This is a genomic window from Pseudomonas sp. ANT_J28 (assembly GCF_008370005.1).
Lineage (GTDB): Bacteria > Pseudomonadota > Gammaproteobacteria > Pseudomonadales > Pseudomonadaceae > Aquipseudomonas > Aquipseudomonas frigoris.
In genome coordinates, this window is record NZ_VOBM01000002.1 from 90,378 (window position 1) to 102,960 (window position 12,583).

Annotated in this window: 14 protein-coding genes; 7 read left to right on the forward strand and 7 right to left on the reverse strand. The window is 57.5% G+C overall.

Features of this window, described 5'->3' with window-relative positions:
• Positions 1 to 202 precede the first annotated feature (202 nt).
• Positions 203 to 658, forward strand: a complete 456-nt coding sequence (locus FQ187_RS01470; RefSeq protein ID WP_149628230.1) for a DUF4879 domain-containing protein — start codon at positions 203 to 205, stop codon at positions 656 to 658.
• A 66-nt stretch (positions 659 to 724) separates the two neighbouring features.
• Positions 725 to 1,276 (forward strand): DJ-1 family glyoxalase III, encoded by a 552-nt coding sequence (locus tag FQ187_RS01475; protein ID WP_149628140.1) that lies wholly within the window; start codon positions 725 to 727, stop codon positions 1,274 to 1,276.
• Between the two features lie 6 nt (positions 1,277 to 1,282).
• Here FQ187_RS01475 and FQ187_RS01480 read toward each other — a convergent pair whose 3' ends face one another.
• The 3 genes from FQ187_RS01480 to FQ187_RS01490 form a co-directional block, all read right to left on the reverse strand.
• Complete coding sequence (locus FQ187_RS01480) at positions 1,283 to 1,570, reverse strand: HigA family addiction module antitoxin (protein ID WP_134422380.1); 288 nt, start codon at positions 1,568 to 1,570, stop codon at positions 1,283 to 1,285.
• A 14-nt stretch (positions 1,571 to 1,584) separates the two neighbouring features.
• Complete coding sequence (locus FQ187_RS01485) at positions 1,585 to 1,863, reverse strand: type II toxin-antitoxin system RelE/ParE family toxin (RefSeq protein ID WP_149628141.1); 279 nt, start codon at positions 1,861 to 1,863, stop codon at positions 1,585 to 1,587.
• An 84-nt stretch (positions 1,864 to 1,947) separates the two neighbouring features.
• Entirely contained in the window at positions 1,948 to 3,186 is a 1,239-nt protein-coding gene (locus FQ187_RS01490) for an MFS transporter (protein WP_149628142.1), read from the reverse strand.
• Between the two features lie 361 nt (positions 3,187 to 3,547).
• Here FQ187_RS01490 and FQ187_RS01495 point away from each other — a divergent pair, with 361 nt between their 5' ends.
• From FQ187_RS01495 to FQ187_RS01505, 3 genes are read left to right on the forward strand one after another with little or no spacing between them, the layout of a single operon-like run.
• Positions 3,548 to 4,987: a cytochrome ubiquinol oxidase subunit I gene (locus tag FQ187_RS01495; protein WP_149628143.1), complete on the forward strand. Its 1,440-nt coding sequence runs from the start codon at positions 3,548 to 3,550 to the stop codon at positions 4,985 to 4,987.
• A gap of 3 nt (positions 4,988 to 4,990) precedes the next feature.
• Positions 4,991 to 5,998, forward strand: coding sequence for a cytochrome d ubiquinol oxidase subunit II (gene cydB / locus FQ187_RS01500; protein WP_149628144.1), 1,008 nt, complete (start codon positions 4,991 to 4,993; stop codon positions 5,996 to 5,998).
• A gap of 60 nt (positions 5,999 to 6,058) precedes the next feature.
• The gene (locus tag FQ187_RS01505; protein ID WP_074880353.1) at positions 6,059 to 6,226 is read left to right on the forward strand and encodes a DUF2474 domain-containing protein; all 168 of its coding nucleotides are present in this window, start codon (positions 6,059 to 6,061) and stop codon (positions 6,224 to 6,226) included.
• A 78-nt stretch (positions 6,227 to 6,304) separates the two neighbouring features.
• On the opposite strand, the gene FQ187_RS01510 is transcribed toward FQ187_RS01505, so the two are convergent.
• Together FQ187_RS01510 and FQ187_RS01515 are read right to left on the reverse strand one after the other, a co-directional pair.
• A complete protein-coding gene (locus tag FQ187_RS01510; protein WP_149628145.1) occupies positions 6,305 to 7,429 on the reverse strand; it encodes a methyltransferase in 1,125 nt (374 codons plus the stop codon).
• Positions 7,430 to 7,603: 174 nt separating this feature from the next.
• Positions 7,604 to 8,335 carry a LuxR family transcriptional regulator gene (locus tag FQ187_RS01515; RefSeq protein WP_149628146.1) on the reverse strand — a complete coding sequence of 244 codons (732 nt, stop codon included), beginning with the start codon at positions 8,333 to 8,335 and terminating at the stop codon, positions 7,604 to 7,606.
• 344 nt (positions 8,336 to 8,679) lie between these two features.
• On the opposite strand from FQ187_RS01515, the gene FQ187_RS01520 reads away from it, so the two are divergent.
• A complete protein-coding gene (locus tag FQ187_RS01520; protein WP_149628147.1) occupies positions 8,680 to 9,456 on the forward strand; it encodes a ferredoxin--NADP reductase in 777 nt (258 codons plus the stop codon).
• A 34-nt stretch (positions 9,457 to 9,490) separates the two neighbouring features.
• Here the strand turns inward: FQ187_RS01520 and mscL are convergent, their stop codons facing one another.
• On the reverse strand, positions 9,491 to 9,916 hold the full coding sequence (gene mscL / locus FQ187_RS01525) for a large-conductance mechanosensitive channel protein MscL (protein WP_149628148.1): 426 nt from the start codon (positions 9,914 to 9,916) through the stop codon (positions 9,491 to 9,493).
• Between the two features lie 668 nt (positions 9,917 to 10,584).
• Between mscL and radA the strand changes: the two genes are divergently transcribed.
• Positions 10,585 to 11,952, forward strand: a complete 1,368-nt coding sequence (radA, locus tag FQ187_RS01530; RefSeq protein ID WP_033054257.1) for a DNA repair protein RadA — start codon at positions 10,585 to 10,587, stop codon at positions 11,950 to 11,952.
• 130 nt (positions 11,953 to 12,082) lie between these two features.
• Here radA and FQ187_RS01540 read toward each other — a convergent pair whose 3' ends face one another.
• Positions 12,083 to 12,451 (reverse strand): PilZ domain-containing protein, encoded by a 369-nt coding sequence (locus tag FQ187_RS01540; protein WP_149628149.1) that lies wholly within the window; start codon positions 12,449 to 12,451, stop codon positions 12,083 to 12,085.
• Between the last annotated feature and the right edge of the window lie 132 nt (positions 12,452 to 12,583).

Sequence of the window (12,583 nt, forward strand, 5' to 3'; positions counted from 1 at the left end):
GCGCGCCAGGCGCCGTGAATGTATCGACCTCAACAGCAAAGCACAGACCGCTGCTGGCGCCTGGTAATTTTCTGTGGGTCGGAAAAAGCCGCGCATCATACCAGCCGCGTGGGGCTATGGCTGCTTATGGCTGCGATCGTCGTCGATGTTTTGCGGTAAAGCCAAGTGCGCCATACTGCGCGCTGATTTTGGGGGGGGACTTATGTATTGCATGAATAAACGTCTGATTGCCGTACTCGCAATGGCGATCGCCTTGTTCCTGGGGGCACACACCGCCTCGGCTGCATCGGCGGCGCCGTTGAGTCAGCTGAAGGTACTCAAGGTCGAGTCGCCGGGCTGTGGCTTTGAAGACATTGCGCAGGGGCAAGAGCAAACTCGCTGCAATCACAGCGGACCGAACATCAAGGTCTACGTGTTGGAAGTGGGCTACGGACGTGCAGCGCATGTCGCGTTGGATGGTTTTGAGGTGAATGGCACCCGGACCCCGATCTGTGCTTTTGATAATGGCAACCTGACTGAGTGCACCGTTGGGAAAAAAACCGTCGGCTATCTGTACGTCTTCGATCTGGCGGGTCAACAGGAAGGCACGTTCACCTTCAGCAACACCTCCATCAACGCGCCTGGCAATACGCTATCGACGCAGCTTTACATCAAGTAACGACGGGCTCGAACAAGGGGCAGGAAAGCTGACTACGCTTTAAAGATCATCCAGTGGACTGCGCCCATGACCTTTAGAGCTCTGATTACCCTCGCCGAGGGCATCGATGACCTGCAATCAGTGACCCTGATCGATGTGCTGCGCCGTGCCAAGGTTGAAGTGGTGGTGGCCAGCATCGAGGGACGGCGCATGCTCACCTGCGTGCGCGGCACCCGAGTGACGACCGATGCGATGCTGGTAGACGTGCTGGCCCAGCCGTTCGACCTGATCGTCCTGCCCGGCGGTGCCGTGGGGGCGCAACATCTGGCAGCCCATCAACCCCTGCAACAATTGATCAAGGATCAGGCAGCGGCAGGGCGCCTGTTCGCCGGCATCGCCGAGGCCCCGGCGCTGGCGCTGCAAGCCTTTGGCGTACTGCGTCAGCGGCGCATGACCTGCCTGCCATCGGCCAGCCATCAACTGTTGGGCTGCAACTTCGTCGATCAACCGGTGGTGGTCGATGGCAACTGCATCACTGCCCAAGGTTCAGGGGCGGCGTTGCAATTCGCTCTGACGCTGGTGGAACAACTCTGCGGCAAAGCCAGGCGAGCGTCGGTGGCGGGGGAGTTGGTGGTTTAGCGAGTATCAGGCGTGGACGGCAATGGGTTCGATGATCGGTTGCTCACGTTGTTCCGCTTGCCAAAGATCGTAGTCGGTCTGAACACCTAGCCACATTCTGGCCTTACCAATTCCAGCCCGCTCCAGGCGTACCGCCAAATCAGGGCTGATCGGCGCGTGGCCATGCAGCACTCGTGATAGATGCGGGCGCGCAAATCGCAGGTGCCGGGCCAGTTCTGTGACGCTGATGCCAAGTTCAGGCAATACATCCATCAAAAGGGTTTCGCCAGGGTGTGGCGGGTTGTGCATGGGCATGTCCTGCCTCCTGATCAGTGATAGTCCAGATAATCGACCAGTTCGATGTCTGAACCGATAAAACGAAAAATAACTCGCCAGTTCCCTGAGACGCTCAGTGACCAATATTCGGTCAACTCTCCCTTGAGTGGGTGTAATCGCCATCCCGGAAGGTCCAGGTCGCCAGGTAGCGCTGCGCGGTCCATGAACTGAAGCATTCGAGACAAACGCTTCGCATGGTCTGCGCGGATCCCTCGAGTCGAACCTGTTTCATAGAAGCCACGAAGGCCTTTGTGCTGAAAGGATTTGATCATGGGACAAGTGTAAGGCGATACATTACACCTGATGCACTATCTATGTATTGCACCTGCTCGGCAAAAGTGTGATCGGCAACTGCTTCAGGCCTTCACTTCTTCCACCGGCACATGCATGCGGTCGCGGCTAGCCAGGGTCGGGAACAACTTGATCCACGCCCCGGTCACCACCAACGTGCCAATACCTCCCATGACCACGGCCGGCACAGTGCCGAACCAGTGGGCGGTCAAGCCGGATTCAAACTCGCCCAACTGGTTCGAAGCACCGATGAACAAACCGTTCACGGCACTGACCCGGCCGCGCATTTCATCCGGGGTTTCCAATTGCACGAAGGAGGCGCGGATCACCATGCTGATCATGTCCGCTGCGCCCAACACCACCAACACCGCCAGGGAAAACCAGAACGAGGTCGACAGGCCGAACGCAATGGTCGCGACGCCGAATACACCCACAGCAGTGAACATGACCCGTCCGACTTTGCGTTCTACGGCAAATCTCGCCAGGTACAGCGACATCAGCAGCGCACCGACTGCCGGCGCCGAACGCAGCAGGCCCAGGCCCCAAGGGCCGATCAGCAGGATGTCCTTGGCGAACACCGGCAGCAACGCCGTCGCGCCACCGAGCAGGACGGCAAACAGATCCAGAGAAATCGCCCCGAGAATGTCCGGACGACTACGGATGAAGCGGATGCCCGCCAGCAACGAATCCAGCGTCGCCTTGCCCTTGTTCAGCGGTGTCTGCCGTGCAGGCAGGTTGAGCATCAGCAGGCAGGCGATGATGTAGAGGATCACCGTCGGGCCATAGACCCAGACGCTGCCGAAGGCGTAAAGCAACCCACCGAGGGCCGGGGCAACGATAGTTGCTGATTGTTGCGCCGATTGGGCGGCGGCGACGGCGCGGGGGAACAGTGCGCTGGGCACGATGCTCGGCAACAAGGCCTGAGTGGTCGGCATTTCGAAGGAGCGGGCGGCACCGAGCAGGAACGCGAGGATGAAGATCATCTCCCGGGTGACATTGTCGGTCGCGCTACCGATGGCCAGCGACAGGGCGATCAACGCTTGCAGGGACTGACAGATCGCCGCGACCTTGCGCCGGTCATAACGGTCCGCGACATGCCCGGTGTGCAGCATGAACAGCACTCGCGGGGCGAATTCCACCAGACCGACCAAGCCTAGGTCGAGCACATTGCCGGTCAGTTGGTAGAGGTTCCAGCCAATGGCCACCGTGAGCATCTGAAAACCGCTGGCGGTAAACACCCGAGCCAGCCAGAACGCGATAAATGGGCGGTGATGACGTAACAGCAAGAGCGGTTGGCTGGGCATCTGAGGGCAGGTCTTGAGCGAGGGCAGAGTCGAGATTATCACCAAGCTGTAACCAAAAGTTGCAGGGCTGGGAAATTTCGTTAGCTAGACACCGATATGCCTGGCTCGCATCAGTGAGGCAACCTGTCACGCGGCAAAAGACCACACCGTCCATCGTCAAAAATGGGACTACTCTTTTAACGTTGCTTGATCCAGATCAAGACCGTCCGTGGAAATGATCCGGAGGCCAGTTGGCCAGACTCCCTACGTTGTGATGTTTGTAAAAAAAGAACGAATTCAAATTCGCCACACTCCATATCCGTGGGGACAGTGGGTGTAGGCCACAAGCCTTCAGCCGGTATTACCTGACAGAGGAAGACTTATGTTCGGTTTGGAGGCACTTGATCTCGCCCGGATGCAGTTTGCGTTCACCATTTCGTTTCACATTCTATTTCCCGCCATCACCATTGGCCTGGCGAGTTACCTTGCGGTGCTCGAAGGCCTGTGGCTGAAAACCCATAACGACACGTACCGCGATCTGTACCACTTCTGGTCGAAGATCTTTGCGGTCAACTTCGGCATGGGCGTGGTCTCCGGGCTGGTCATGGCCTATCAGTTCGGCACCAACTGGAGCCGCTTCTCGGACTTCGCCGGCTCCGTGACCGGGCCGCTGCTGACGTACGAAGTACTCACCGCTTTCTTCCTCGAAGCCGGTTTCCTCGGTGTCATGCTGTTCGGCTGGAACAAGGTCGGGCGCAATCTGCACTTCTTCGCCACGGTCATGGTCGCCATCGGCACGCTGATATCGACCTTCTGGATTCTCGCTTCCAACAGCTGGATGCAGACCCCGCAAGGCTACGAAATCGTCAATGGTCAGGTCATTCCGGTGGACTGGCTGGCAGTAATCTTCAACCCGTCGTTCCCGTACCGCCTGATGCACATGGCGACGGCAGCGTTCGTCGCGACTGCCTTCTTCGTCGGTTCCTCGGCGGCCTGGCATTTGCTGCGCGGCAAGGACAACCCGGCGATCCGCACCATGCTCTCGATGGCCATGTGGATGGCCTTGATCGTGGCGCCGATTCAGGCGGTCATCGGTGACTTCCACGGGCTGAATACGCTTGAGCATCAGCCGGCGAAAATCGCCGCGATTGAAGGCCACTGGGAAAACGTCGGTGATGAACCGACCCCGCTGATCCTGTTCGGCTGGCCGGACATGAAAGCCGAGAAGACCAAGTTCGCGGTAGAGATTCCGTACCTGGGCAGCCTGATCCTCACGCACTCGCTGGACAAACAGGTCCCGGCGCTCAAGGAATTTCCGCCTGAAGACCGGCCGAATTCGACCATCGTGTTCTGGTCGTTCCGGATCATGGTCGGGCTCGGCTTCCTGATGATCTTCACCGGTTTGTGGAGTCTGTGGCTGCGTAAGCGCGACAAGCTCTATACCTCACGGCCGTTCCTGTACCTGGCGTTGTGGATGGGGCCATCCGGCCTGATCGCGATCCTCGCCGGCTGGTTCACCACTGAAATCGGCCGTCAGCCGTGGGTCGTCTATGGCCTGATGCGCACGGCGGATGCGTCCTCCAATCACAGCTTCATGCAAATGAGCATCACGTTGATCATGTTCGTCGTGGTCTATTTCGCGCTGTTCGGTGCCGGTCTGGGCTACATGATGCGCCTGGTGCGCAAAGGGCCGAAGATCGACGAAGGCAAGGAAACCAACGACGGTGGTCCCGGCCAGAAACGCACGCCGGCCCGTCCGCTGTCCGCCGCCGATGACAACGGTGACGGCGATCACAGCCCCAGCCTGACCAAGGAGATTTGACTCATGGGTATCGATCTTCCGCTGATCTGGGCCGTGATCATCATCTTCGGCATCATGATGTACGTGGTCATGGACGGTTTCGATTTGGGGATCGGGATTCTCTTCCCGTTCATTCCGGGCAAGACCGACCGTGACGTCATGATGAATACCGTCGCGCCGGTCTGGGACGGTAACGAAACCTGGCTGGTACTGGGCGGCGCGGCGTTGTTCGGTGCCTTCCCGCTGGCCTATTCGGTGGTGCTCTCGGCGTTGTACCTGCCGCTGATTTTTATGCTGATTGGGCTGATTTTCCGCGGCGTGGCCTTCGAGTTCCGCTTCAAAGCCAAGGACGACAAGCGCCATCTCTGGGACAAGGCGTTCATCGGTGGCTCGGTCGCCGCGACCTTTTTCCAGGGCGTTGCGTTGGGTGCGTTCATTGATGGGTTGCCGGTGGTCAATCGCCAATTTGCCGGTGGCTCACTGGACTGGTTGACGCCGTTCACCCTGTTCTGCGGTGTGGCGCTGGTGGTGGCTTATGCGCTGCTCGGTTGCACCTGGCTGATCATGAAGACCGAAGGCAAGTTGCAGGAGCAGATGCATGACCTGGCTCGGCCACTGGCTTTCGTGGTGTTGGCAGTGATCGGTATCGTCAGCATCTGGACCCCGCTGGCCCACGCCGAGATTGCCGCTCGCTGGTTCACCCTGCCGAACCTGTTCTGGTTCCTGCCGGTGCCGATTCTGGTGCTGGTGACCATGTACGGTCTGATCCGCGCGGTGGCTCGCAATGCGAACTACACGCCATTCCTGCTGACGCTGGTGCTGATCTTCCTCGGCTACAGCGGTTTGGGTATCAGCCTGTGGCCGAACATCGTGCCGCCGTCGATCTCGATCTGGGACGCCGCCGCACCGCCGCAAAGTCAGGGCTTCATGCTGGTGGGCACGTTGTTCATCATCCCGTTCATCCTGGGTTACACCTTCTGGAGCTACTACGTGTTCCGCGGCAAGGTCACCCACGAAGATGGCTATCACTAGAACGCGCGACAGTGGCGCAGGGCTGATACCTGCGCCATTTTTCCAGAGGAGATTGCGATGATGGCGGGTAAACATTCCTTGCAGGAAATCGAAGCAGCAGAGAAAAAGCCGCTCTGGCAGCGACTCGGCTGGCTGGCGATGATCTGGACCGGCAGCGTTGTGGCGCTGTTCATCGTGGCCAGCCTGATGCGCATGTTCATGAATGCCGCGGGCCTGACGACCCACTGATTTTTTGCACCAGATCACATCCCGTTGCCTTGCGGCACGGATTTACAACCCTCCTGTGATGGAGGGTTTTTTTGGGGATTATTTGCGGGCTTTAAGGATCACGAATTTAGGTGTGGCCGCCACTTGCTCGACGCCGCGGAACAACCGCGCGAGCTTGCTGTGATACCCCAGATGACGATTGCCGACGATGTACAACGCGCCGCCCACCACCAGCGCCTCTCGGGCCTGCTGGAACATGCGCCAGGCCAGGAAGTCGCCGACGACTTGTTGTTGGTGAAACGGTGGGTTGCACAGTACGACATCCAGAGACTGAGGTTCCTGACCCGCCAAACCATCGCCGGCAAGTACAACCACGTCCCGGTCACCCAGCGCCGCGCGCCAGTTTTCGGCTGCCGATTGCACGGCCATGAACGACTCGTCCACGAGCGTGTAGTGGGCCTCGGGGTTTTGCAGGGCGCTGGCGATGGCCAAAACCCCGTTGCCACAACCCAAGTCGGCTACACGCGCTGAGCCGAGGTTCTTTGGCAGGTGCGGCAAAAACGCTCGCGTGCCGATATCCAGCCCTTCGCGGCAGAACACATTGGCGTGATTGAGCAGTTCGATCTCAGGGGCGTCGAGTCGATAACGGGTCGGGTAGGGGGACACGACGGGTGCTTTGACTTCAGCGGTCGCGATCAATAGCCGAGCTTTCTTCACCGCCAACGAGGCTTGCACCGGTCCGATGTAGCGTTCCAGCAGATCGCCTGCGGCGCGGGGCAAATGCTTGATCATCGCCGCAGCAATCACCTGAGCCCCCGGCGCCAGTTGACCCTGCAAACGAATCAGTTGTTCTTCCAGCAAGGCGAGGGTTTTCGGGACCCGGATCAGTACCCGGTCAAAGGGGCCTGAAAAGGCTTCACTGGCAGGTACGCTTGGTACCGCATCAAATGCCTGGCCGTTACGGATCAGATTTTTTTCCAGTCCCTCAAAGGCCAGGAACGAGTCACCGCTGCTGGTCACTTGAACCTTGCCCACAAGGCTGGCGGCCAATGCGCCAAAGCTGTCGTTGAGCACCAAAACCCGAGTGTCGGCCGAGGGCTGTTGGTCAGCCAGATGGGTGAGCAGGTATTCGTCTGCGGCATCAAACGCCTGCAGCGGTTCGTTCTGCTGTTCTGGCTGGCGGATCAGGTCGAGTCGGGCAAAGGGTGTTTCGAGCAAGGGCATGAGGCGGGGCTCTGGGTAATCAACGGGTCATCAACAGGTGTCCCGCGGCCCAAGGGCGTTGTAGCGGGCGAGACCGTCCGAGTGTACTGCGTCGTGAAGGTTCACACGTCATCACTCAAGAAGGACCGCAAATGGTACGTTTTTTTCTTTTGGATTACTTGCAGGTTTTTCGGCTCAACGCATCACGCTGCTACTTAGAAAACCGTCCTTGGTGGCGGCGATGACTGCTGAAATCTTGTTATTGACCCCCAGTTTCAGAATCGCGCTCTGCACATGAAAATTGACCGTGCGTGCGCTGAGGTTAAGGATTCTGGCACTCTCATACGCAGTCTTGCCGTCAGCCGCCAGTTTCAATACGTCGATCTCGCGGGGAGACAAATGCGGCACGGGTGGCTTCGTCGATTTCCTCGGCAGAGTTTGTGTGACCAACGCATGCAGATGGCGCCCGATGAACACTGAAAAGCCGAGATTTTCATACAGTTCAAACGCAGTGATCGGGCAATGGCTTCTGGCCAGGCTCAAAATGCTGCAAACACCACTGTCCTCATCATGGACCGATTGCGACCAGCCGTGCTGCAATCCTTGTTTCTCAAGCGCGTCCCACAACCATGGGGTCTTGGAAAAAAGTTCTTCGCTCCAAAGGACAGGCAATCTGGAGTGATTGCAGTGGGCTACTACTGGATCCATCGCGGCGAAATTTTTTTGTTCATATTCAATGTTCCAGTCCGTAGGGTAGTTGTTGAGCTGGACTGTATTGAAGTGGTCAGTTTTTGTTGGGTATGTTGTTGAAAAGGCGAAAAATTTAAAGCCTATATTTTTCGCGAAACCCAGTGAAATCCGGTAGGCAATATCAATCTCCGTTGCCCGCGATAATTGGCTGAGTTGTGATTCCTTCCACCTCTCCATTGTGTCTCTCCCGGTGTGATGTTACTTGGTGGGTTTTTTTTGGATCCAATATCTGGCACGAGCCGAGTGTAGGATGTTTCCTATGTTCGTGTGAGAATTTTTGGTTTTGTTTACGATTTTTAAACAAGTATCTGGTTCTAACGTTTAGGGAGTACTGGTATAGACAACGAAATGTCGTGCGTACAGTAATCAGCTTTGGATTTGTGTGTTAACTGGGTGGTTAATGTTAAATCGTACTATGAAATTAATGCGAATGAGTCCCTGACTAAAGCCACTACAAATCACCGGTGTTTAAGCCCTCCGCTTTGCGGGACACTGTGGCTATCTGTTGAATGGAGCACCCCATGACCGCCAGTGCAGAAAAATTCACTCGCCAGACCTTGCTCGACGTCCAGTCGCTGACCCCGAGTCTGTTCACCCTGCGGACCACCCGGGATCCGGGGTTTCGTTTTCGTGCAGGGCAATTCGCCCGGCTGGGCGTTATCAAGGCTGACGGCAGCACCGTATGGCGGGCCTATTCCATGGTGTCGTCGCCCTATGACGAGTTCCTCGAATTCTTTTCCATTGTGGTGCCAGACGGGGAGTTCACCAGTGAGCTGAGTCGGCTGGGAGTCGGCGATACGCTGCTGGTCGAGCGTCAGGCCTTTGGTTACCTGACGCTGGATCGCTTTGTCGACGGCCGTGATCTCTGGTTGTTATCCACAGGCACCGGCTTGGCGCCGTTTCTGTCGATCCTGCAGGATTTCGAGATCTGGGAGAAATTCGAACGAATCATCCTGGTCTACAGTGTTCGCGAAGCCCGGGAGCTGGCTTATCAGGACCTCGTCAGCGGGTTGGCCCAGCGCGACTATTTAGCGGAGTTTGCGCACAAGCTGCAGTTCATCACCACAGTCACGCGCGAGCAGCATCATGGCGCTCTGAGCGGCCGGATCACTGCGCTGATCGAAAATGGCGAGCTGGAGCGGGCGGCAGGCCTGGCGCTGACGGCCGAGCACTCAAGGGTCATGCTCTGCGGCAATCCGCAGATGATCGATGACACGCGCAAATTGCTCAAACAGCGCCACATGCACTTGAGCCTCAGTCGACGACCCGGGCAAGTGGCGGTGGAAAACTACTGGTAAAAAAAACGGCGTCTCAAGGGCGCCGTTGCTTGTTTTACTGACCTGTTGAGGGCCGATTGTTCTGAGCCTTGAGCAGATCGCGGATCTCTTCCAGCAGCTCTTCTTCCTTGGTCGGAACCGGCGGCAGCGTTGGCGCAACGGCCTCTTCGCGTTTCAGGCGGTTGATGGCTTTGACGCCCATGAAGATCGCGAAGGCGACGATGATGAAGTCAATCAGGCTCTGGATGAATTTGCCATACGCCAGCACTACCGCCGGGATATCGCCGTTGGCTGCTTTGAGCGTGACGGCCAGGTCACTGAAGTCCACCCCCCCGATCAGCAGGCCAATGGGTGGCATCACCACGTCGCCGACAAACGATGAAACGATCTTGCCGAAGGCGGCGCCGATGATGATACCGACGGCCATGTCGACCACATTACCTTTGACCGCGAAGGCCTTGAACTCAGTTATCACGCCCATAGGTTATTTCCTTGTTACAGATGAGGTTGGTGTACGCAGTGTAAATCAGCATGATGCAGCCTGCTCGAAACACCTGCTTACAGAGCTTGCCGGCTAATGACCTTCTCAGCGGTAGAAAGTTTGAAATTGCCATCACTCTGCTCGGGATAGCCGCTTTGGACTAAGGCCTTCAGCGCGCCCGCTGAACATTTTATCCGTCGATCACTCGCCTCTGCCGAGTGGAGGGAGGTGCTGGATAAAACTATAGAAAGTAGGGGCAGTCGTACTGGGTTGATGCAAGGCAATGTGCGGCACATGAAGTTTTTATATTAATGGTTTGCAGGGTATAAAGACTCGCGCCTCAAACAAACTACCTGTGCTGAATTTCAGATGGCCACTATATTGCCATTGGCTTGGTTGTTCATATTATAAGGTTGGCTTAATAGTTGGGTTGTACGTTCGGGTTTTAAATGGCTAAGACTTGTACAGGTTTCGATTTTGTTTCATTTGGCAAGACTAGTATTTGATTGGGTATGTTGGGGCGGGAAGTTGTACAAATTTTTATTGTTAGTCATACAGTGATTATATTTCAGGGTCTGAACAAGTTGCTACCTAAGGTCCGTTGGGTAACTTCGCCGCGCTGATCCGCACCAGCTGAGCTATCATCGCGTTTTTTGCCGGGAGTTCAGATGGCCAAGGCCAAGCGCATGTACGGCTGCACCGAGTGCGGCTCAACCTTTCCCAAGTGGGCTGGGCAGTGCGGTGAGTGCGGGGCCTGGAACACCCTGACCGAAACCATGGTGGAGAGCGGTGGCGCCGCAGCCCCCAGCGGTCGCACCGGCTGGACCGGTCAACAGGCGCAGATCAGGACCCTGGCCGAAGTCAGCGTCGAAGAAATCCCGCGTTTTTCCACAGCGTCCAGCGAGCTCGATCGGGTGTTGGGTGGCGGCCTGGTGGATGGTTCGGTGGTGCTGATCGGCGGTGATCCGGGCATCGGCAAATCGACCATTCTGCTGCAAACCTTGTGCAACCTCGCCAAAGTCATGCCGGCGCTGTACGTCACCGGCGAAGAATCCCAGCAGCAAGTCGCCATGCGCGCCCGCCGTCTCGGCTTGCCTCAGGATCAACTGCGGGTGATGACCGAAACCTGCATCGAAACCATCATCGCCACCGCCCGGCAGGAAAAACCCAAGGTGATGGTGATCGACTCGATTCAGACGATTTTCACCGAGCAGCTGCAATCGGCGCCGGGCGGCGTGTCCCAGGTCAGGGAAAGCGCTGCATTGCTGGTGCGCTATGCCAAGCAGAGCGGCACGGCCATTTTTCTGGTCGGTCACGTGACGAAAGAAGGTGCATTGGCGGGGCCGCGAGTGCTGGAGCACATGGTCGACACGGTTCTGTATTTCGAAGGCGAATCCGATGGGCGCTTGCGTTTGCTGCGAGCGGTGAAGAACCGTTTCGGCGCCGTCAACGAACTGGGCGTGTTCGGTATGACCGACAAGGGGCTGAAAGAAGTCTCCAACCCTTCGGCGATTTTTCTCACCCGTGCGCAGGAAGAAGTGCCGGGCAGTGTGGTCATGGCGACGTGGGAAGGGACGCGGCCGATGCTGGTGGAAGTCCAGGCGTTGGTGGACGACAGTCACCTGGCCAATCCGCGTCGGGTAACGCTGGGTCTGGATCAGAATCGACTGGCGATGTTGTTGGCGGTGCTGCACCGTCACGGCGGCATTCCGACCCACGATCAGGATGTGTTTCTCAATGTGGTTGGCGGGGTGAAGGTGTTGGAAACGGCCTCCGATCTGGCGCTGATGGCGGCGGTCATGTCCAGTTTGCGCAACCGGCCACTGCCCCACGATCTGCTGGTGTTCGGCGAGGTCGGGCTTTCCGGCGAAGTACGCCCGGTGCCGAGCGGCCAGGAACGCTTGAAAGAAGCCGCCAAGCACGGCTTCAAACGCGCCATCGTGCCTAAGGGCAATGCGCCTAAAGAAGCGCCGCCGGGGTTGCAGATTATTGCCGTAACGCGTCTGGAACAGGCGCTGGACGCGTTGTTCGAATAGCAACAGGGTGAAATGCATTCCTTGTGGGAGCGGGCTTGCTCGCGAAGTCGGACTGACATTCAGTAATGATGTCGTCTGACACACCGCCTTCGCGAGCAAGCCCGCTCCCACATTGAAATGGTGCCAGTCATCAGACTTCGATCAGCGCTCCCAGCTCGCGCTCCAGTTCCTCGGGGTCGCCCAGGTTGAGTTCGATCAACCGCCGCAAACGCTCGATGGATTCCAGGCTAATGTGTTTGCAGACAAAACCGAGCTGGCCATGGTCATCGTGGGTCAACATCACATCCATCTTGATCTCGACGTCCTCGTTGAGATGAATATCGACCAGGAAATGCCACTCCCGATTCCCCAGCCACGGTTCGGGCTTTTCGATCAACAGTCCCTTAAGGGACAGGTCGATCAACTTCACCGGCCAGATGAATTCCCCCTGACTCAGCTCGGTTCGGGCATCGAACGCAATACGTTTGAAGCGGCGGCGATCGGCAGGGTGCTCGCTCATGGCGCAATCCTCGTAGATGTTCGCTGACTATAGACCCGCATTGTCAAAGGCTGCCAGCAAAGTGATGGCTCAACCCATGTCGGGGGATGGCCTTTGCGGCCGTTAGCGCTAAACTCGGGATGGCTGTCTTTC

Bases quoted from the DNA above. Each gene is read 5' to 3' on its own strand.
- FQ187_RS01470 (WP_149628230.1), top strand. From the start codon at position 203: ATGTATTGCATGAATAAACGTCTGATTGCCGTACTCGCAATGGCGATC.
- FQ187_RS01475 (WP_149628140.1), top strand. From the start codon at position 725: ATGACCTTTAGAGCTCTGATTACCCTCGCCGAGGGCATCGATGACCTG.
- FQ187_RS01480 (WP_134422380.1), bottom strand. From the start codon at position 1,570: ATGCCCATGCACAACCCGCCACACCCTGGCGAAACCCTTTTGATGGAT.
- FQ187_RS01485 (WP_149628141.1), bottom strand. From the start codon at position 1,863: ATGATCAAATCCTTTCAGCACAAAGGCCTTCGTGGCTTCTATGAAACA.
- FQ187_RS01490 (WP_149628142.1), bottom strand. From the start codon at position 3,186: ATGCCCAGCCAACCGCTCTTGCTGTTACGTCATCACCGCCCATTTATC.
- FQ187_RS01495 (WP_149628143.1), top strand. From the start codon at position 3,548: ATGTTCGGTTTGGAGGCACTTGATCTCGCCCGGATGCAGTTTGCGTTC.
- cydB (WP_149628144.1), top strand. From the start codon at position 4,991: ATGGGTATCGATCTTCCGCTGATCTGGGCCGTGATCATCATCTTCGGC.
- FQ187_RS01505 (WP_074880353.1), top strand. From the start codon at position 6,059: ATGGCGGGTAAACATTCCTTGCAGGAAATCGAAGCAGCAGAGAAAAAG.
- FQ187_RS01510 (WP_149628145.1), bottom strand. From the start codon at position 7,429: ATGCCCTTGCTCGAAACACCCTTTGCCCGACTCGACCTGATCCGCCAG.
- FQ187_RS01515 (WP_149628146.1), bottom strand. From the start codon at position 8,335: ATGGAGAGGTGGAAGGAATCACAACTCAGCCAATTATCGCGGGCAACG.
- FQ187_RS01520 (WP_149628147.1), top strand. From the start codon at position 8,680: ATGACCGCCAGTGCAGAAAAATTCACTCGCCAGACCTTGCTCGACGTC.
- mscL (WP_149628148.1), bottom strand. From the start codon at position 9,916: ATGGGCGTGATAACTGAGTTCAAGGCCTTCGCGGTCAAAGGTAATGTG.
- radA (WP_033054257.1), top strand. From the start codon at position 10,585: ATGGCCAAGGCCAAGCGCATGTACGGCTGCACCGAGTGCGGCTCAACC.
- FQ187_RS01540 (WP_149628149.1), bottom strand. From the start codon at position 12,451: ATGAGCGAGCACCCTGCCGATCGCCGCCGCTTCAAACGTATTGCGTTC.